Source organism: Telluria mixta, from assembly GCF_029223865.1.
Classification (GTDB): domain Bacteria; phylum Pseudomonadota; class Gammaproteobacteria; order Burkholderiales; family Burkholderiaceae_D; genus Telluria; species Telluria mixta.
Genome location: NZ_CP119520.1, coordinates 5,792,332 through 5,811,711, shown reverse-complemented (window position 1 = coordinate 5,811,711; position 19,380 = coordinate 5,792,332). Strand labels below are relative to the sequence as shown.

Here is a 19,380-nt window from a genome sequence, read left to right as displayed (position 1 = left end):
TAAGATTCGACCAACATATGGAAACGTTTCCAGAGAATGGAAACGATGTTGAAGCGGTGAAGAGAGATAAAAACAGAGGAGACCCAATGCATTACCCAAAGGCAAACCAAACACTGATGAGCCTGGCTGTGGCGAGCGCCTGCGCCGCCCTCATCCCGGCCTACGCCCAGACCACCGCGACCGAAGACAGCCGCGGCGGCGACATCCCGACCACGTCGATCCAGCAGGTCACCGTCACCGGCCTGCGCCAGTCGCTGGCCTCGTCGCTGAACCTGAAGCGCCAGTCGGACGGCATCGTCGACGGCATCGTGGCCGAGGACATCGGCAAATTCCCCGACACGAACCTGGCCGAATCGCTGCAGCGCATCTCGGGCGTGTCGATCGACCGCGTGAACGGCGAAGGCCAGAAGATCACCGTGCGCGGCGTGGGCCCCGACTTCAACATGGTGCTGCTGAACGGCCGCCAGATGCCGACGTCGAACCTGGGCGACCTGAACGGCCGCTCGTTCGACTTCTCGAACCTGGCGTCGGAAGCGATCTCGCAGCTGCAGGTCTACAAGACCAGCCGCGCCGAGACCCCGACCGGCGGCATCGGCGCCACCGTCAACGTGATCACCGCGCGTCCGCTCGATAAACTGGGCACCTGGTCGAGCATCGGCATCAAGGCCGTTCACGACACGTCGAACAACAACCTGCCGGGCGACGTCAAGGCCAGTACTTCCACGACGCCGGAATTCTCGGGCATCTATTCGACGACGTCGAAGGATGGCCACTGGGGCCTGGGCGTGTCGGCCAGCTACCAGGAACGCAACCTGGGCTTCAACCAGGCCTCCGTCGGCAACGGCTGGAAGGGTCCCTTCCGCGGCGACGAGAACAACTGGGGCACGATCCCGCAGCCGGGTACCGCGGGTTCGGAAAACATCACGAACCGTCCGAAGCCCGGCGACATCTACCAGGTGCCGCAGAACCTGAACTACAGCATGACGGGCGTGAAGCGCCAGCGCACCAACGGCCAGCTGACCCTGCAGTGGCAGCCGGTCAAGGAACTGACGACGACCCTCGATTACACGTATTCGGAAAACAAGCTGCAGACGAAGCGCAACGACGTCTCCGCCTGGTTCAACTTCGGCGCGTCGGCATCGTCGTGGACCAACGGCCCGATCGCCGCGCCGCTCGTCTACACCGAATTCATCCCGGCCGGGAACAGCGACATCGCGATGGGCGGCGCCGACTTCGCCACCAAGACCCAGAACAAGTCGCTCGGCTTCAACGCCCAGTGGCGCGCCACGAAGGACCTCAAGCTGGAATTCGACGCGCACCGATCGACCGCGGAATCGAAGGCGGACAGCCCGTTCGGCTCGAACAATACGCTGGGCACCGCGAGCTTCTCGCGCGGCGACACGACCGCCGACTTCTCGCAGGAATTCCCCGTCCTGTCGATCAAGGGCGCCAACTTCACGGGCGCGCCGCAACAGGTCACCGGCTCCGTCTTCCAGAACGGCTACATGAAGGGCGAGGTCGACCAGCTCCAGTTCAAGGGCCGCCTGCGCATGCTGGAAGCGTCGAACCTGAACTTCGGCATCGGCACCGTCGAGGTCAAGAACCGCTCCGCGTTCTCCACGCAGCAGCGCGACGCCTGGACCGGCGCGACGAAGCCGTCCGACTACCCGAGCAGCCTGTGGCACGCCGACACGATCCGCCAGTACTTCGACCAGCTGGCCGGCAGCCAGAACCCGAACCTGTTCAACACCTTCTACACCTTCAACTTCGCGCAGGTGCGCGACGTGGTCTCGAAGGCATCCGGCCTGCCCGCGCTGTACCTGCCGAAGAACACGTACGACACGGACCAGCGCACCGGCGAAAAATCGAAGAGCCTGTACCTGCAGTTCAACACGGACTGGGATACGGCGCTGCCGATGCACACCGCGATCGGCGTGCGCTACGAGAAGACGGACGTCGTCTCGACGGCACTCGTGCCGGCGGCCACCGCCATCACGATGGTGTCTGCCAACGAGTTCCCGGTCACGTTCGGCGCCCCGACGTTCACCACACTGACCGGCAAATACCACCACCTGCTGCCATCGGTCGACTGGGACATGGACCTGCGCGACGACATGAAGGTGCGCGCGAGCTATGGCGAGACCATCGGCCGTCCGCGCTACGACCAGATCGCCGGCGGCCAGATCCTGAATACGCTGGCGCGCGTCGACGGCGGCACGGGCTCGCAGGGGAACCCGGCGCTGAAGCCGGTCAAGTCGAAGAACTTCGACCTGTCGTGGGAGTGGTACTACGGGAAGGACAGCTTCTTCTCCGTGAACGCGTTCTATAAAGACCTGGAGAACTACGCGGGCCAGTCGAAGATCGACGCCACGCCGTTCAACCTGCACACCCCGGTCGGCGGCGCGCTGTGGAACGAAGCCTCGGCCTCCGGCTGCGGCACGGACCCGGCCTGCATCCGCAACTACATCTTCAAGAATCACCCGACCGCCGCGGGCGTGACGGTGACGGGTGTGGACAGCAGCGGCAACCCGACGGGCAACATCGTCGGCCAGCCGGGCGATCCGGTGGCGCACTTCCAGATCACGACGTTCTCGAACCAGAAGAAGGCGAGCCTGAACGGCCTGGAATTCAACCTCCAGCACATGTTCGGCAACACCGGCTTCGGCATCTCGGCGAACTACACGTACGTGCACTCCGGACTGCGGTACGATAACGGCAGCGTGGGCGAACAATTCGCGCTGGTCGGCCTGTCGAACTCCGCGAACCTCGTCGGCATCTACGAGAACGACAAGTGGAACGTGCGCGCGGCGTACAACTGGCGCGGCGAGTTCCTGTCGTCGACGTTCGACGGCGCGGGCCCGAATCCGAACTACGTGGAGCCGTACGGCCAGCTCGACCTGTCGGTCGGCTACAACGTCACGCCGAAACTGGTCGTGCAGGCGGAAGCCATCAACCTGACGAACGAGACGAGCCGTGTCCACGGCCGGGCCACGCAGCAGGCCCTGTACGTGACACAGACCGGACCGCGTTTCATGCTGGGCGCCCGCTACAAGTTCTGATGCGCCGATCCGCCGCGGGGGCGGGTCCCCTGCGGCGGACGCACAGCCTGCCGTAATCGGTTTCAGCGCATAAAAAGTTGTTCCAAAAGCAGCTTTTTCGGGTAGACTCATGCGGCCCACCGGAAATAAGGAAAGCTGTGATGAGTAAACCCATCGAACACGTCGTGGTGGTCGGCGGTGGCTCCGCCGGCTGGCTGACGGCCGCCGTCCTCGCGGCCGAACATCCGCGCCTGGCCGTCACGCTCGTCGAATCGCCGGGCGTGCCGCCCATCGGCGTCGGCGAAGGCACGTGGCCGTCCATGCGCGAGACCCTGCAGCGCATCGGCGTGTCCGAAGCCGCGTTCTTCCGCGAATGCGACGCGGCGTTCAAGCAGGGTTCGCGCTTCGACCGCTGGGTCGACGGCAGCGACGACGATATCTATTTTCATCCCTTTTCCCTGCCCCAGGGCTATGGCGAGGTGAACCTCGTCGCGGCGTGGCAACGCGCACACCGTGATGTGCCGTTTGCGGACCTGGTCAGCTATCAACCGCATCTGTGCGTGCAGGGCCGCGCCCCGAAACAGCCGCAGACGCCGGAATTCGCCGGCGTCGCCAACTACGGTTATCACCTCGACGCCGGCAAATTCGGCGTCTTCCTGCAGAAGCACTGCGTGGAGAAGCTGCGCGTGCGCCACGTGCTGGCCCACGTCGTCGACATCCTGTCCCTCGACGACGGCGACATCGCCGCGCTGCGCACGCGCGAGGCGGGCCTGATCGAAGGCGACCTGTTCATCGACTGCACGGGCATGGCGTCGCTGCTGCTGGGCCGCCACTACGGCGTACCGCTCGTGTCGCAGCGCGACGTGCTGTTCAACGACCGCGCCCTCGCCGTGCAGGTGCCCTACCCCACGGACGACACGCCGATCGCGTCGCAGACGACGTCCACCGCGCAGTCGCACGGCTGGACCTGGGACATCGGCCTGCCCACGCGGCGCGGCGTCGGTTACGTGTATTCCAGCGCCCACGTCGACGACGACGCGGCGGAGAAGACGCTGCGCGCCTATCTGGCGTCCACCGGCATCGTCGGCGAGGTCCCGCAACCGCGGAACATCGCGTTCGACCCGGGCTACCGCGCCCGCTTCTGGGAACGCAACGTCGTCGCGATCGGCCTGTCCGCGGGGTTCATCGAGCCGCTGGAAGCGTCCGCGCTCGCGCTCGTGGAACTGTCCGCCACCTGGCTGGCGGACGACATGCCCGCCACGCGGGCGCAGATGGACACGATCTCCGCGCGCTTCAACGAGGCCTTCACGTACCGGTGGGAGCGCATCATCGACTTCCTGAAGCTGCACTACGTGCTGTCGAAGCGCACGGATACCGACTACTGGCTGGATCACCGCGCGCCGCGCACGCAGTCGCCGCGCCTGCGCGAACTGCTCGCGCTGTGGCGCACGCGCGCGCCGTCGCGCCGCGACTTCCCCCGCATCGAAGAGATCTTCCCGTCCGCGAGCTGGCAATACATCCTGTACGGGATGGGCTTCCGGCCCGAGCTGACGGAACGCGCATCGGACCTGCCGGAGGCTGCCTCCCAGTATTTCCGCGAGGCCGCGCGCCTGACCGCGCGCATGCTGCCGCAGCTGCCCGCGAACCGCGAGATGCTCCACCACATCCGCCAGTACGGCATGCCGCCGGGCTAGCAGAGACACCGCCACCAAAACAAAGACAACGAGAGAGACTACCACCGATGGCCAACCATGCACCCCTGAACAACGTCGACCACAAGAACCTGCGCGTGGTCACCACCCGCGGCGCGGCATACGGCGACGCCGTGATGTCGGCACTGACCTTCCCCGCCGAATTCCGCGACCTGCAAGCCTGCTACCCGATCGTCTTCGCGCAGGACGGCAACGGCAGCTACGACGCCATCGCCCTGCTGGGCTTCGAACAGGGCGAGAACCTGTTCCTCGGGCCGAACGGCTGGGACGCGCCGACGATCCCGCTCACGATCGAACGCCAGCCGTTCATGATCGGCCGCAGCGGCGAGGAACTGTCCGTCCACGTCGACCTGGACAGCCCGCGCGTGCGCGACGGCGGCATCGAGGGCGAGGCGCTGTTCCTGACCTACGGCGGCACGAGCGAATACCTGGAACGCATCAGCTCCGTGCTGCGCACCATCCACGAAGGCCTGGCCGCATCGCGCGCGTTCGTCGGCGCGCTCGTCGAGCTGGAACTGATCGAATCGTTCGTGCTGGACGTGGAACTGGACGACGGTTCGCAGAACCGCCTGGCCGGCTTCTACACGATCAACGAAGACCGCCTCGCCCAGCTGTCGGGCGAGCAGCTCGCGCGCCTGCACGCCCAGGGCTACCTGCAGGCCATCTACATGGCGGTGGCGTCGCTCGCGCAGTTCCGCGGTCTGATCCAACGGAAGAATCGCGCCAATGACATCCGTTAAGCACGTCCGCGAGGTAGCGGCAATCGACGGCAAGCTGCCGGACGAGATGCTGCGCGCGACCCGGCCGTACATCGTGCGCGGGCTCGCGGCCGACTGGCCCCTCGTGCGCAGGGGGCGCGTGTCCGCGGAGAGCGCGGAGGCCTACCTGCGCCAGTTCTATCGTGACGCGACCGTCAACGCGATGCTGGGTCCCCCGCAAATCGGCGGCCGCTTCTTCTACAACGACACGATCACGGGCTTCAACTTCCAGAACGTGCGCGCACGGCTCGACCAGGTGCTGGACGAACTGGCCGTACAGCGCGCGCGGCCGGAGCCGGGCGCGATCTACGTGGGCTCGACGTCGATCGACACGGCCCTGCCCGGCCTGCGCGCCGCCAACGACATCGACCTGGGCGACCGCGACGCGCTGGCCAGCATCTGGATCGGCAACCGCACCGTCGTCGCCACGCACTACGACCTGCCCGACAACGTGGCAGTCGTCGCGGTCGGCGAGCGGCGCTTCACGCTGTTCCCGCCGGACCAGCTGAAGAACCTGTACGTCGGCCCGCTCGACTTCAATCCGGCCGGCCAGGCGATCAGCCTCGTCGATGTGCGCAATCCGGACTTTGAGCGCTTTCCCCGCTACGCCGAGGCGCTGCAGCATGCCGAGGTGGCCGAGATGGGCCCGGGCGACGCGCTGTTCATCCCGTCGATGTGGTGGCACCACGTGGAAGCGCTGTCCGCGTTCAACGTGCTCGTGAACTACTGGTGGCGCCAGTCGCCGGACTGGATGGACACGCCGACGAACGCGCTGATGCTGGCGATCCTGACGATGCGCGACCTGCCGCCCGAACAGCGGCGCGCGTGGCAGGAGATCTTCCGCCACTACATTTTCGAGCCGGACCCCGCGAACCTCGCGCACCTGCCGGAGAACGCGCGCTATGCTTTGTCGCCGCTCGACGACGACGGTGCTCGCGTCCTGCGCGGCCAGCTGCTGCGCCGGATCAACCGATAAGACTACAAGCAGTGAAAAGCCAGGAGTAGAGACATGGAGAACAATAACGAGAACAAGCAGCAGCGGGGCCGCGGCCGCCCGATCCGCCGCGTCGTCATCGCCGGCGGCGGCACCGCCGGCTGGATGGCCGCAGCGGCGCTGGCACGCACCCTCGGCAAGGTCCTCGACATCAAGCTGGTCGAGTCGGACGACATCGGCACGGTCGGCGTGGGCGAGGCGACGATCCCGAGCCTCGTGCACTTCCACCGCCTGCTCGACATCGGCGAACAGGAATTCATGGCCGCCACGCGGGCCACGTTCAAGCTGGGCATCAGTTTCGAAAGCTGGCGCGCGCGCGGCGAAGACTACATCCACTCGTTCGGCATGACGGGGACGGACCACTGGACGGCCGGCTTCCAGCACTTCTGGCTGAAGGGCCGCGACCGCGGGCTCGCCAGCGACTACGGCGACTACTGCCTGGAACTGGTCGCATCGCAGGAAAAGCGCTTCGGCCACCTGCCGAACCAGGGCATCAACTACGCCTACCACCTGGACGCCACGCGCTACGCCCGCTACCTGCGTCGCTTCTCCGAACATTTCGGGGCGCAGCGCATCGAAGCGAAGATCGCGAGCGTCGACACCGATCCGGCCACCGGCGACATCACCGCGCTCGTGCTGGACTCCGGCACGCGCATCGAGGGCGACCTGTTCATCGACTGCACGGGCTTCCGCTCGCTGCTGCTGGGCCAGACGATGGGCGTGGAATACGAAGACTGGTCGCAATGGCTGTTCAACGACTGCGCCATCGCCGTGCAGACGGAATCCACCGGCCCGGCCGTGCCGCTGACCCGCTCGATGGCGCACGACTGGGGCTGGCAGTGGCGCATCCCGCTGCAGCACCGCACGGGCAACGGCATCGTGTTCTCCAGCCGCCACACGGACGAGGCCACGGCGCGTGCCACGCTGCTCGGCAATATTGAAGGCAAGGTGCTCACCGAGCCGCGCGTGATCCGCTTCACGCCCGGCCAGCGCAAGAAGGTCTGGGCCGGCAACTGCATCGGCCTGGGTCTCGCGAGCGGATTCCTGGAGCCGATCGAATCGACGAGCATCCACCTGATCCAGCGCGGCATCGTGCGCCTGCTGCAGATCTTTCCGACGCACGGCGTCCAGCAATCGGACATCGACGAGTTCAACGCGCAGGCCGAAGAAGACATCCGCACGATCCGCGACTTCATCATCCTGCACTACAAGGTCACGAACCGGCGCGACACACCCTACTGGCACGACGCGGCGACGATGCCCGTGCCGGACAGCCTGCAGCACCGCATCGACCTGTTCCGCGACAGCGCCCGCGTCTTCCGCGAAGGGAACGAACTGTTCGCGGAAAACTCGTGGGTGCAGGTGATGCTGGGCCAGGGCATGACGCCCGAACGCTGGCACCCGAGCGCGGACCTGATGGGCGACGACGAGCTGCGCGGCTTCCTGGACGGCATCAAGAACGGCGTGCGCCGCACGGTGTCGCAACTGCCGCCGCACCAGCAATACGTGGAGCGCTACTGCCCGGCGGGCAAACCGTGACGGCGGCCGGCGGCTTCGCGGACACCAGGCGGCACTACCCCGTCCTCGACGGCCTGCGCGGCGTCGCGGCGCTGACGGTCGTCGCGTTCCACCTGTGCGAGGCGCATGCCGTCAACCGCTTCGCCCAGGTGATCAACCACGGCTACCTGGCCGTCGACTTCTTCTTCCTGCTGTCCGGCTTCGTCATCGGCTACGCGTATGACGACCGCTGGCGGCGCATGTCGCTGGGCGAGTTCTTCCAGCGCCGGCTGATCCGCCTGCATCCGATGATCGTCGTCGCGATGGTGATCGGCGCGCTGATGTTCTACTTCCAGGCCGGGCCCCTGTTCCCGATGATCGCGGACACGCCGCTGTGGCGCGTGCTCCTGATCATGGTGATCGGCATGACCTTGCTGCCGGTGCCGCCGTCCATGGATTTGCGCGGCTGGGCCGAGATGCATCCGCTGAACGGGCCCGCGTGGTCGCTGTTCTTCGAATACGTGGCGAACGTGCTGTACGCGCTGGTGCTGCGGCGGTTGCCGAACCGGATCCTCGGCGTGCTCGCATTGCTGGCTGGCGCGGCCCTCGTGGTTTACCTGCTCACGGGACCGAACGGCGACGTGATCGGCGGCTGGTCGCTGGACCCCGTCCAGTTCCAGCTGGGTTTCACCCGGCTCGCCTACCCGTTCTGCGCGGGACTGCTGCTGTCGCGCGTCGTGCGTCCGGGCCGCGTCGCGCACGCGTTCCCGATCAGCGCCGCGATCCTGTTCGCGACGATGGCATTGCCGCGCATCGGCGGCCAGGACACGCTGTGGATGAACGGCCTGTACGAAGCCGTGTGCATCGTCGTCGTCTTCCCGTTCGTCGTGTGGCTCGGCGCCAGCGCACCCGCCAGCGAGCGCACGGCCCGCGCGTGCGCCGCGCTGGGCGGGCTGTCGTATCCGCTGTATATCATCCACTATCCGTTCGTGTACACGTACACCGCATGGACCAACGCGAACCACGTGTCGCTGCGCGACGGCCTGCCCGTCGCCGCGGCCACCTTCGTCGTGTGCGTGGCGCTGGCCTGGCTGCTGCTGAAGTATTACGACGAGCCGGTGCGGGCCTGGCTCACGCGGCGCTGGATGGAGCGCAAGCCCGCGCTCGCCGCGCCGGCCGCGAACGGCTGATCAACCCTGGCCGAGGTGCTCGTACAGGATCAGCGACCCGATCGCGATCAGTACGAGCCCGCCCACGACCTCGGCGCGCTTGCCCACCAGCTTGCCGAGGCCGCGTCCCACCATCACGCCGAGCGTCACCATGATGAACGTCGACAGGCCGATGGCGCCGGCCGTCGTGACGATGTTCGCATCGATGAACGCGAGCCCGACGCCGACCGCCATCGCGTCGATGCTCGTCGCAAAGCCGGCCACGGCCAACAGCCAGAACGAGTGGCTCGTCGGCTTGTCGTCCTCGTCGTCGTCCGCGCCCGACAGGCCTTCGCGCATCATGCGCAGGCCCAGCACGCCCAGCAGGGTGAACGCGATCCAGTGGTCCCACGCCTGGACGTACGGCGCCGCCCAGTGGCCCAGCGCCCAGCCGATGACGGGCGTGAGGCCTTCGATGACCCCGAAGATGGCGCCCGTGCGCAGGGCTTCGCGGAGATGGGGACGTTGCAGCGCGGCGCCCTTGCCGACGGCGACGGCGAATGCGTCGGTGGACATGGCGAGGGCGAGTGCTGCGGTGGCGAGGAGATTCATGGTGGTTCCAGTCGGGCAAACGCGAAGGCATGCCGGCGCGGCCCGATGAACGCGGAGGCATACCAAAGGTCTTGCCAACCGAAACGGCTGCCCGTACCACGTCAGCCGGGGCTGTCGAGTATGTTGATACGGGAACTTCCGCGGGGGCGGAAGCAGGCTACTCCCCAATGGGATGCCGGCATTCTACTGCAAAAGATGCCGGCATGGCCAGTCTCAGGCGGTGATGGCTTCCTGGCGGTGCAGGCTCGCATACTTCAGACCGAAGAACAGGATGAAGCCATAGCACGCGGCGGGCACGAAGAACGACGGCTGCACGCCGATGTGGTCCGCCAGCCAACCTTGCGCGAACGGCACGATGGCGCCACCCACGATGGCCATGCACAGGATCCCGGAACCTTGTCCAGTGTGGCGTCCGAGGCCGTGCAACGCCATGCTGAAGATCGTCGGGAACATGATCGAATTGCACAACCCGACGGCGAGGATCGCCCACATCGCGGCCTGGCCGCGGCCGAAGATGGCGGCCAGCACGAGCGCGATGGCCAGCAGCGCGTTGAACGCGAGCGCCTTGCCGGGGCTGACGACGCGCATGACGGCGAAGCCGATGAAGCGGCCGATCAATGCCCCGCCCCAGTACACGCTGACGTAGCTGGCCGCCTGCGCCGCCGGCATCCCGGCCACCTGTTGCTCGCCGAGGAAGTTGACGAGGAAGCTGCCGATGCTGACTTCACCGCCCACGTACAGGAAGATCGCGACGGCGCCCAGTACGAGGTGGCGGTACTGCAGCGCCGAACCGGAAGCGCCTGCGGTGGCAGCGTCCGCCTCCGCATGGCCGATGCGCGGCAGCCGGGCCAGCGCGAACAGCCCCGCGAGGATCGCGAGCGCCGCGGCGAGCGCCAGATACGGCCCCTGCACGGCCGCCGCCTGGTCCGCCGCGACGCTGCCGGCCCCCGCGAGGATCAAGATGCCGCCCAGCGCCGGGCCGACCGTCGTGCCGAGCGAATTGAATGCCTGCGTGAGGGTCAGTCGGCTCGACGCCGTCGCGGCCGGGCCGAGCACGGTGACGTACGGGTTCGCGGCCACCTGCAGGATCGTGATGCCGGACGCAAGCACGAAGAACGCGAACAGGAACAGGCCGTAGCCGCCGCGGGCGGCCGGATAGAACAGCGCGCAGCCGACGGCCGCGATCAACAGGCCCGTGACGGCGCCCTTCTGGTAGCCCAGGCGGCGGATCAGCGCACCGGCCGGCAGCGACACGATGAAGTAGGCGCCGAAGAAGCAGAACTGCACGAGCATCGCCTGCAGGTAGTTCAGCGTGTAGATCGCCTTCAGGTGCGGGATCAGCACGTCGTTCAGCGACGTGAGCAGGCCCCACATGAAGAACAGGATCGTCACGATGACGAGCGGTCCGGTGTTGGTCGCGGTCGCGGACGTTGCCGTGGTTACGGGCACGGACGGGTTGGGGGAAGCTGCCATGGAATCTCCTTGCTGGTTTATCGTTATGGTTATGGTGTTGCGGCGTCGAGCAGCGCGGCCACGCCGCGCAGTGCGGGATACGGTTCGGTGACGAGCCACGTCGGGATGCGGGCCAGGTAAGCCTGCAGCCGGCCCTTGCCCTCGAACCGGGCGCGGAACGCGGACGCATGGAACAGGGGCCCGAGACGAGGCACGATGCCGCCGCCGACGTACATGCCGCCCGTCGCGCCCAAGGTCAGCGCGACGTTGCCGGCCACGCTGCCGAGGATCGCGCAGAATGCGTCGACGGTCGCGCGGCATGCGGCGCACGAGCCGTCCAGCGCGCGCGCCGTGATGTCGGCGGCCGCCAGGCGTTCGCCGGCCAGCACCCTGTGGATCGCTTCCAGGCCCGGCCCCGACAGCAACCGTTCGGCGGACACGTGGCCGTGCTCTTCCCACAGCGCGTCGAGGAGCCGCATCTCGTCGCGGTCGACGGGCGCGAAGCTGGCGTGGCCGCCCTCGCCCGCCAGCGCGATCCAGCGGCCGCCGCCCGCGGGCACGACGCCGGACACGCCGAGTCCCGTGCCGGGCCCGATCAGGCCGATGGGGCGACCTTCGACGGCCGCGCTGTCGGTGCCGCCGATCCGTTGGCGGCCTCCGGTGCCCAGGTGCGGCAACGCCTGGGCCAGCGCGGCAAAGTCGTTCACGACGAGCAGCGTGGTAAAAGCGCAGGCGTCGCGCAGTCCGGCGATCGAAAAGCGCCAGTGGTGGTTGGTCATGCTGACGACATCGCCCTCGACCGGATTCGCGATGGCGATGGCCGCGTGGCGGATGCCGTCCGTCGGCAGACCCCGCGCGGCGGCGCGGGCCAGGTACGCGGCGATCGCATCGTCGATGCGGTCGTAGTCGCGGCACGCCAGCACCTCGATATCGGCGAACCCACCGCCCGGCGCCTGCAGCGCGAAGCGGGCATTGGTGCCGCCGATGTCGGCCAGCAGGCGCAATGCGCTCATTGCAGGTCCTCGCATGTGACCGAGCCGGCACCGGCGGTCACGTCGACGTTGCCGAAGGCGGCCGTGAACGGCCCGTCGCTCGTCACCCGGAACGGCGTGTCGACACTTGCCAGGTCCACGCCGCGCGCGCGGAAGCAGGCCAGCGGAATCGCGACCTCCTGCCGCCCCTTGCCGGCCAGGCGCGTGAACAGCCTGGTCGCGTCCAGCGGCGTGCCGCAGGTGGTGCCGCCGCAGGCCATCGCGATCGTTACTGTTCCGGCGGGTGCCTGCTGCACGATGGTGTCGAAGCGCAGCACGCCCTTGTCCGCCAGGGCGGCGGGCAGCGCGAGCGGCTTGCCGCCGTGCGCTTCGAACGTGGCCGGCGCCGTCCACGTAACGAGCTTCGCATCCTGTTGCGTCCTGATCTGGGCGATGGCGACCGAGATGCCCGGCAGGCTGGCGCCCGCGTTCAGGTCCGCGCCCAGCGGCTGCACGGCGTTCCCGCTGACGATCCGCAGCGGGAAGCTGGCGCGGTCCGCCTGCCCGTACACCGGAAACGTATCGGATGCGCTGCAGCCGCCGGCCGGATACGTGGCATCCAGCGTGCCGATGTGCGAGCGCTCGCCGCGTTTCAGGCCGTAGCCGTACGCGAACAGCGGCGCATAGCCGGCGTCGCCCACGTTCAGCGGCGTCTGGCACACGGACTTCGGCCACGAGAACGACAGCTTGCCCCTGAATTCGTACGGCTTCGCCCCCTTGCCCGCGACGAGCAGGTCCGAGACGCCCTTGCCTTCCGTGCCAGGCAGCCACGCGGCGATGAAGGTGTCGGACAGGTTCAGCAGGTCGTTCACCCACAGCGGCCGGCCGGACAGGAACACGGTCACCACCGGCTTGCCCTTGCCGTGCACCTTCTGCAGCACGGCCAGGTCTTCCGGATAGCGGCTCGAATGGCGCAGCGTGCCCGACGGGACGATGTCGCCGTCGCCTTCCGCATACGGCGCCTCGCCGATCACGGCGATGACGGCGTCGAATTTGGCCGGGTCCACGTTGACGCCATCCGCGCTGTACGTGACATCGGCACCCGCCGCCTTCAGGCCGGCCAGGATTGTCTCGGCCTTGGGGAAATCGGCATTGGTGTTCGCCGTGCCCTGCCATGTCAGCGCCCAGCCGCCCGTCTGGTTGGCCATGCTGTCGGCGGCCTTGCCCACGACGAGGATTCGTTTCGACGGAGTCAGCGGCAGCGCCGGCCCTTCGTTCTTCAGCAGCACGAGCGATTCGCGCACGGCGCGGCGGCCCAGGTCCTTCGCGAGCAACGCATCGTCCTTGCCCGCCCACGCGGATTGCGACGGGCGCTTGGCGAACACGCCGGCGCGCAGTTTCACCCGCACGATGCGGCCGACGGCGTCGTCGATGCGCGCCATCGGGATCCGGCCCGCCTCGACATCCTTGATCGTATTCGCGATGAATGCCTTCCAGTCGTTCGGCACCATCACCATGTCGACGCCCGCGTTGATGGCCTGGGCGCAGCTGTCGTTGCGGCAGCCCGGGACTTCGCCGTGGCCGTTCCAGTCCGTGACGACGAAGCCGTCGAAGCCCATTTTGTCCTTGAGGATATCGGTGAGCATGTAGCGGCTGCCGTGCACCTTGCCGTGGTCCTTGCCGGCCGCCACGTCGTTCCACGAATTGAACGAGGCCATGACGGTCTGCGCGCCCGCCTCGATGCCGGCGTAATAGCCTTGCGCGTGGATGTTCATCATGTCGCGTTCGCTGACCTTCGCGACACCCGCGTTGATGCCGAACTCCGTGCCGCCGTCGGCCATGTAGTGCTTGATGCTGGCGATGACGTTGGCGTCGCCCTTCAACGCGCCCTGCAGGCCCGTCACGTACGGGCCGGACAGGCGCTTCACCAGTTGCGGGTCTTCCGAAAAGCTTTCGTACGTCCGGCCCCAGCGGTCGTCGCGCACGACGGCGACGGTCGGCCCGAACACCCACGCGATGCCCGTCGCGCGCACGGCCTTGCCGGTCGCGGCACCGATCGCTTTCACGAGTTCCGGGTCACGCGCGGCGCCGAGGCCGATATTGTGGGGGAACATGGTGGCGCCGTAGACGTTGTTGTGGCCATGGACGGCGTCCGTGCCCCAGATCATCGGGACCTTGACCGCCATGTCCGTCGCCATCGACGCGTCGTAAAAGGCGTCCGCGAGTTTCAGCCAGTCGGCCGCGTGCGCGTGCTTGTCGTTGTACGGCCAGCTGCCGCCGCCGTTCAGCACGGAGCCGAGGTAGTAGGCGCGCACGTCGTCCGGCGTCACGGCCTTCAGTTCGGCCTGCGTCATCTGGCCGATCTTTTGCGCGAGCGTCATGCGGCCGACGATCTCGCGCACGCGCGCCTCGAGGGCGGCGTCGGGCGCGATGGCGCTTTTCAAGTGCGGCCACGACGTGATCGGCGGCGCGGCCGTTGCGCAGAACGCGGCCGCGGCCAGCGCGGACGCGACGGCGAGCCGGATGTGGTTGTTGCGATGGGTGGTCATGCGGGTGTCTCCAGGGGTGATCTCGTTATCGTGGACGGCTGATTGGAAACGATTCCAATCGACCCCGCAGATATTGAATGCAAACGCCCGCGCTGTCAATCACCCGCTTGTGCTCAGCCGCCGCGCAGGAACGTGCGATACCATTTCGCGCTGTCCTTCAGGCGGCGCTCCTGGGTGGCGTAGTCCACGTGCACGAGACCGAAGCGGCGCAGATAGCCTTCCGCCCACTCGAAATTGTCCAGCAGGCTCCACGCGAAATACCCTTTCACCGGCACGCCATCGGCCACGGCCTGGCGCAGCGCAGCGAGGTGGCGCATCAGGTAGCGGCGCCGCGCCACGTCGCGGACACTTCCATCCCCCGTCACCACGTCGTCGTAGCACGAGCCGTTCTCCGTCACGTACAACGGGCCGGGACGGTAGTCGCGGTCGACCCGCGCCAGCAGCTCGGACAGCCCCTGCGGCGCCACGGGCCAGCCCATCGCCGTGATCTCCCCTTGCGCCGGCAGGATGCGGGCGCCCAACGGGCCATGGTCCGGATCATGCGCGACCGTCTCCGGGAAGTAGTAATTCACGCCGAGGAAGTCGGTCGGCACGGCGATGTCGTCCAGGTCGCCCGGCAGCACGACGGGCGCCGCGGCGCCCACCTGCGCGAGCGTCGCTTCCGGGTAGCCGCGGCCGTAGAGCGGATCGAGGAACCAGCGGTAGCGCAGGCCATCGTGGCGTTCCATCGCGGCGACGTCCTCCGGTGCAGCGCTCGCGGGCCGCAGCGGATGCAGGCTGAGCGAGATGCCGACCTGCGCACCCGGCACGTTCGCACGGATCACCGGCACCGCCCTGCCGTGCGACAGCAGCACGTGGTGTGCGACCTGCAGCGCCGTGCCGAGGTCCGTCAGGCCCGGCGCATGCCAGCCTTCGTAATTGCCGATGATCGCGGTGCACCACGGCTCGTTGTGCGTGATCCAGTGGCCCACGCGGTCGCCGAGGCGACGCGTCACGACGTCGGCCAGGTCGACGAAGGCGTCGACCGTGTCGCGCGACGCCCAGCCGCCCCGGTCCTGCAGCCACTGCGGCAAGTCCCAGTGGTACAGCGTGGCCCACGGCTGCAGGCCGCGCTCCAGCATGCCGTCGACGAGGCGGTCGTAGAAATCGAGGCCCTTCGCATTCGGCTCCCTGCTCCTGCCGTCAAAAATGCGCGGCCACGCGATCGAGAAGCGGTAGGCGTTCAGGCCCAGGTCGCGGCCGATGTCGAGGTCTTGCGGCCAGCGGTGGTAGTGGTCGCAGGCATGCACCCCGGACGAGCCGTCGCGGATCTTGCCTGGCGTCGCGGCGAAGCGGTCCCAGATCGATTCGACCCGGCCGTCCACGGTGCCGGCGCCCTCGATCTGGTATGACGACGTGGCGCAGCCCCACAGAAAATCGGGACCGAAGTCGGCGCGCTGCGGCGCCTGCGGTTCGGGGCCGTCGGCGCCCGGGAAAATGTCGTAGGTGGTCATCGTAGTCTATGTCGTTATGACTGGAAAGCTTTCCAGAGTCGCCGCAAAAAAAGGCGCGCATGCGGCGGCGCGCCGGATCAGGTATTTAGTGTCATGCGGCCTTGCGTTTCACGCCCGGTGCCTTTGAGAGAGAGGCGCGCAGGGTCACGCTGACGGGGAATTCGCGCGTGACCGGGCGGCGCATGTCGTAACACAGGTTCAGCAAGGCGTTGATGCCGTTCTGCGTCATCTCGCGCCACGGCATGTGCACGGACGTGAGGCGCGGCGCGGAAAATGCGGCGCTCGGCGTGTCGTCGTAGCCCAGCACGGACAGGTCGTGCGGCACGCGGATGCCCGCCTCCTGGAAGTACGACAGCGCGCCGACTGCCATCTCGTCGTTCGCGCAGAACAGCGCCGTGCACGGGTAGCCGGAGTCGAGCAGCTGCTTGGCCGCGGCCCAGCCGCCGGCCGGCGAGAAGTCGCTCTCCAGGCGCCAGATCTTCGCGGGGTCGATGCCGTTGTCGCGCAGCTCGCTCATGAACCCGTCGATACGGGCGCGGTTATCCTCGAGCTGGCGCGGGCCTTCGACGACGGCGATCTTGCGGTGCTTGTGGTCCAGAAGCGCGCGCGCCGCAAGGCGGCCGCCCAGCGCGTGGTCGACGGTGAAGCACTGGTCGGGCATGGAATCGAAGCTGTGGTTCAGTGCCACGAGCTGGCCGGACTTGGCGCCCAGCGCGGCCACGTCTTCTTCCAGCAGCGCGCTCGTCATCACGACGAGGCCGTCGCAACCACGCTCGACGAGGAATTCGACGCCTTCGATCGCCTGGCGGCGTTCGTCGCCCAGGCCCACGCCGAACGCGAGCACCATGTGGACGCCGGCCGCGCGCAATTCGGTATCGATGATCTGCAGGATCGGCGTATAAAAGGTCCCGCTCAGCACGGGGATGTACACGCCGACCATGCGGCTCGTACCGGACAGCAGCGCGCGCGCCGCGTGCGACGGCCGGAAGCCCAGCTCGTCGATTGCCTTCTTCACGCGTGCCAGCGTCGCCGGCGACACGGAGCCCTTCCCGCTCACCACGCGCGACGCGGTGCCCAGGCCGACCCCGGCCAGCTTCGCTACGTCCTTGATAGTTGCCACAAACTCTTCCTCAATGCTGTCGATTCGTCCGAAGGATACTGTATTTGCCGTCTCTAGAGGCGATTTCCGCTCGCGGGATCGAACAGCGACACCCGGGCCGTGTCGATCGAAAAGGCCACGCGCTCGCCCGGCGCGTAGCTGCGCGCATCGTGCACGAGCGACGCCAGCGTTGCCTGCCCGCGGCGCAGCCACACGACCTGGTGGTTGCCCATCGGTTCCACCAGCGTCACGTCGCCGACGAAGTCGCCATCGGCGTGGATCTTCACGTACTCGGGGCGGATGCCCAGCACCGCGGCCCGTCCGGCGGGACGCGACTCGTCCGCCGGCAGGTAGCGCATTCCATCCGCCTCGAAACATCCTTGCGCGTCCAGGGCCCCTTCCATGAACGCCATCGCCGGCGCGCCGAGGAAGCCCGCCACGAAACGGTTCGCGGGGCGCTCGTACACGTCCAGCGGCGTGCCGATCTGCTGGATCTCTCCGCCCTGCATGACGACGATGCGGCTCGCGAGCGTCATCGCCTCCACCTGGTCGTGCGTCACGTAGATCATCGTCGAGCCGAGCGCCTGGTGGAGCAGTTTGAGTTCGCGCCGCAGTTCCGCGCGCAGCTTCGCATCAAGGTTGGACAGCGGTTCGTCGAACAGGAACACCTGCGCCTCGCGCACGAGCGCGCGACCGATCGCGACGCGCTGGCGTTGGCCGCCCGACAGCTGCGCGGGCTTGCGGCGCAGGAGCGCATCAAGCTGCAGCATGGCGGCGGCGCGGTCCACGCGGCGGCGGATCTCGGCCTTCGGCGTGCCAGCGATGCGCAGGCCGAACGACATGTTGTCCTCGACGGTCATGGTCGGGTACAGCGCGTACGACTGGAACACCATGCCGATCCCCCGTTCGCTCGGATCGGCGTCGGTCATGTCGCGGCCGCCGATCTCGATGGCGCCGGAATCGCTGTCGACGAGGCCCGCGATACTGTGCAGCAGCGTCGACTTGCCGCAGCCCGAGGGCCCGAGCAGCACGAGGAATTCACCCGGCTCCACGCACAGGTCGAGGTCGCGGATGATGGGCTTGCCGCCCAGGACGATGTTCAGTTTGCGCAGCGAGACGTTGGCCATCCCTTATCCTTTCACGGCACCAGCGGCGATGCCGCGCACGAACCAGCGGCCCGAGAAGAAGTACAGCGCGAGCGGCACGAGCGCGGTGAGGATCGTCGCCGCCATGTTCACGTTGTACTGCCGGACACCGGTCGTCGTGTTGATCACATTGTTCAGCTGGACCATCATCGGCATGTTGTCGCGCCCCGCGAACACGAGGCCGAGGATGTAGTCGTTCCACACGCCCGTCACCTGCATGATCGCCGCGACGACGACGACCGGCAGCGACATCGGCAGCATCACCTGCAGGAAGATGCGCCAGAAGCCGCCGCCGTCGATGCGCGCGGCCTGGAACAACTCGTGCGGGACGTTGCAGTAGTAATTCCGGAACAATAAAGTCATGACGGGCATGCCGAAGACCAGGTGCACGAGCACGATCGCGGGGAGACTCCCGAAGATGCCGGCCAGCGCCATCACGCGCACGAGCGGGTAGATCATCACCTGCACGGGGACGAACGCGCCGGCCATCAGGATCCCGAACAGGATGTTCGCGCCGCGCGGCCGCCAGAACGACAGCGCGTAGCCGTTCACGGCGCCCAGCAGGATGGGCAGGATCGTCGACGGCACGGTGATGGCAACGGAATTCCAGAACCCGGTGCGCACGCCGTCGCAGGCCGCGCCCGTGCACACGCCGCTCCACGCGAGGCGCCACGGTTGGAGTGTCGGCGCGAGGGGCAGCGCGAAGATGCCGCCCTGCCGGATCTCGTCCATCGACTTCAGCGACGTCACGATCATCACGTACAGTGGCAGCAGGAAGAACAGCGCGGCGCCCAGCAGGAACACGTACAGGCCGATGCGCGCCGGCGTCCAGCGGCGGCGTGCGCGCCGGGCGGCTTTTTGCGGCGCTGCGACCGGTGCCGTGGCCGGCAGCGGCGGGACGATCGACTCCAT

At 67.6% G+C, this 19,380-nt stretch carries 14 protein-coding genes; 6 read left to right on the top strand and 8 right to left on the bottom strand.

Features of this window, described 5'->3' with window-relative positions; translation table 11 throughout:
* Nucleotides 1–116: 116 nt before the first annotated feature.
* The 6 genes from P0M04_RS25565 to P0M04_RS25540 all read left to right on the top strand — a co-directional run bounded on the left by P0M04_RS25565 (nt 117) and on the right by P0M04_RS25540 (nt 9,189).
* On the top strand, nt 117–3,059 hold the full coding sequence (locus P0M04_RS25565; protein WP_259451442.1) for a TonB-dependent receptor: 2,943 nt from the start codon (nt 117–119) through the stop codon (nt 3,057–3,059).
* A 140-nt stretch (nt 3,060–3,199) separates the two neighbouring features.
* Nucleotides 3,200–4,732 (top strand): tryptophan halogenase family protein, encoded by a 1,533-nt coding sequence (locus P0M04_RS25560; protein WP_259451443.1) that lies wholly within the window; start codon nt 3,200–3,202, stop codon nt 4,730–4,732.
* A gap of 47 nt (nt 4,733–4,779) precedes the next feature.
* Nucleotides 4,780–5,490 carry a SapC family protein gene (locus tag P0M04_RS25555; protein ID WP_259451444.1) on the top strand — a complete coding sequence of 237 codons (711 nt, stop codon included), beginning with the start codon at nt 4,780–4,782 and terminating at the stop codon, nt 5,488–5,490.
* The gene (locus P0M04_RS25550; RefSeq protein WP_259451445.1) at nt 5,477–6,484 is read left to right on the top strand and encodes a cupin-like domain-containing protein; all 1,008 of its coding nucleotides are present in this window, start codon (nt 5,477–5,479) and stop codon (nt 6,482–6,484) included. The genes P0M04_RS25555 and P0M04_RS25550 overlap by 14 nt, the downstream gene beginning before the upstream one ends.
* A gap of 33 nt (nt 6,485–6,517) precedes the next feature.
* A complete protein-coding gene (locus P0M04_RS25545; RefSeq protein ID WP_259451446.1) occupies nt 6,518–8,041 on the top strand; it encodes a tryptophan halogenase family protein in 1,524 nt (507 codons plus the stop codon).
* Entirely contained in the window at nt 8,038–9,189 is a 1,152-nt protein-coding gene (locus P0M04_RS25540) for an acyltransferase family protein (RefSeq protein ID WP_259451447.1), read from the top strand. The genes P0M04_RS25545 and P0M04_RS25540 overlap by 4 nt, the downstream gene beginning before the upstream one ends.
* Here the strand turns inward: P0M04_RS25540 and mntP are convergent, their stop codons facing one another.
* The 8 genes from mntP to P0M04_RS25500 form a co-directional block, all read right to left on the bottom strand.
* A complete protein-coding gene (gene mntP, locus P0M04_RS25535) occupies nt 9,190–9,759 on the bottom strand; it encodes a manganese efflux pump MntP (RefSeq protein ID WP_259451448.1) in 570 nt (189 codons plus the stop codon).
* A 213-nt stretch (nt 9,760–9,972) separates the two neighbouring features.
* Nucleotides 9,973–11,232, bottom strand: a complete 1,260-nt coding sequence (locus P0M04_RS25530; protein ID WP_259451449.1) for a sugar MFS transporter — start codon at nt 11,230–11,232, stop codon at nt 9,973–9,975.
* A 29-nt stretch (nt 11,233–11,261) separates the two neighbouring features.
* Complete coding sequence (locus P0M04_RS25525; RefSeq protein ID WP_259451450.1) at nt 11,262–12,224, bottom strand: glucokinase; 963 nt, start codon at nt 12,222–12,224, stop codon at nt 11,262–11,264.
* Nucleotides 12,221–14,731 (bottom strand): glycoside hydrolase family 3 protein, encoded by a 2,511-nt coding sequence (locus P0M04_RS25520; RefSeq protein ID WP_259451451.1) that lies wholly within the window; start codon nt 14,729–14,731, stop codon nt 12,221–12,223. Before P0M04_RS25520 ends, P0M04_RS25525 begins: the two co-directional genes overlap by 4 nt.
* Before the next feature lie 113 nt (nt 14,732–14,844).
* Nucleotides 14,845–16,224 carry a GH1 family beta-glucosidase gene (locus P0M04_RS25515; protein ID WP_259451452.1) on the bottom strand — a complete coding sequence of 460 codons (1,380 nt, stop codon included), beginning with the start codon at nt 16,222–16,224 and terminating at the stop codon, nt 14,845–14,847.
* Between the two features lie 91 nt (nt 16,225–16,315).
* Complete coding sequence (locus P0M04_RS25510; RefSeq protein ID WP_259451453.1) at nt 16,316–17,344, bottom strand: LacI family DNA-binding transcriptional regulator; 1,029 nt, start codon at nt 17,342–17,344, stop codon at nt 16,316–16,318.
* Nucleotides 17,345–17,397: 53 nt separating this feature from the next.
* Nucleotides 17,398–18,450: an ABC transporter ATP-binding protein gene (locus P0M04_RS25505; RefSeq protein WP_259451454.1), complete on the bottom strand. Its 1,053-nt coding sequence runs from the start codon at nt 18,448–18,450 to the stop codon at nt 17,398–17,400.
* Between the two features lie 3 nt (nt 18,451–18,453).
* Nucleotides 18,454–19,380 carry a carbohydrate ABC transporter permease gene (locus P0M04_RS25500; RefSeq protein WP_259451482.1) on the bottom strand — a complete coding sequence of 309 codons (927 nt, stop codon included), beginning with the start codon at nt 19,378–19,380 and terminating at the stop codon, nt 18,454–18,456.

What these genes read in the sequence shown, in the direction of transcription:
- P0M04_RS25520 (WP_259451451.1), bottom strand. Translation starts at nt 14,731, where the DNA reads ATGACCACCCATCGCAACAACCACATCCGGCTCGCCGTCGCGTCCGCG.
- P0M04_RS25500 (WP_259451482.1), bottom strand. Translation starts at nt 19,380, where the DNA reads ATGGAGTCGATCGTCCCGCCGCTGCCGGCCACGGCACCGGTCGCAGCG.
- P0M04_RS25530 (WP_259451449.1), bottom strand. Translation starts at nt 11,232, where the DNA reads ATGGCAGCTTCCCCCAACCCGTCCGTGCCCGTAACCACGGCAACGTCC.
- P0M04_RS25505 (WP_259451454.1), bottom strand. Translation starts at nt 18,450, where the DNA reads ATGGCCAACGTCTCGCTGCGCAAACTGAACATCGTCCTGGGCGGCAAG.
- P0M04_RS25555 (WP_259451444.1), top strand. Translation starts at nt 4,780, where the DNA reads ATGGCCAACCATGCACCCCTGAACAACGTCGACCACAAGAACCTGCGC.
- P0M04_RS25525 (WP_259451450.1), bottom strand. Translation starts at nt 12,224, where the DNA reads ATGAGCGCATTGCGCCTGCTGGCCGACATCGGCGGCACCAATGCCCGC.
- P0M04_RS25550 (WP_259451445.1), top strand. Translation starts at nt 5,477, where the DNA reads ATGACATCCGTTAAGCACGTCCGCGAGGTAGCGGCAATCGACGGCAAG.
- P0M04_RS25515 (WP_259451452.1), bottom strand. Translation starts at nt 16,224, where the DNA reads ATGACCACCTACGACATTTTCCCGGGCGCCGACGGCCCCGAACCGCAG.
- P0M04_RS25545 (WP_259451446.1), top strand. Translation starts at nt 6,518, where the DNA reads ATGGAGAACAATAACGAGAACAAGCAGCAGCGGGGCCGCGGCCGCCCG.
- P0M04_RS25565 (WP_259451442.1), top strand. Translation starts at nt 117, where the DNA reads ATGAGCCTGGCTGTGGCGAGCGCCTGCGCCGCCCTCATCCCGGCCTAC.
- mntP (WP_259451448.1), bottom strand. Translation starts at nt 9,759, where the DNA reads ATGAATCTCCTCGCCACCGCAGCACTCGCCCTCGCCATGTCCACCGAC.
- P0M04_RS25560 (WP_259451443.1), top strand. Translation starts at nt 3,200, where the DNA reads ATGAGTAAACCCATCGAACACGTCGTGGTGGTCGGCGGTGGCTCCGCC.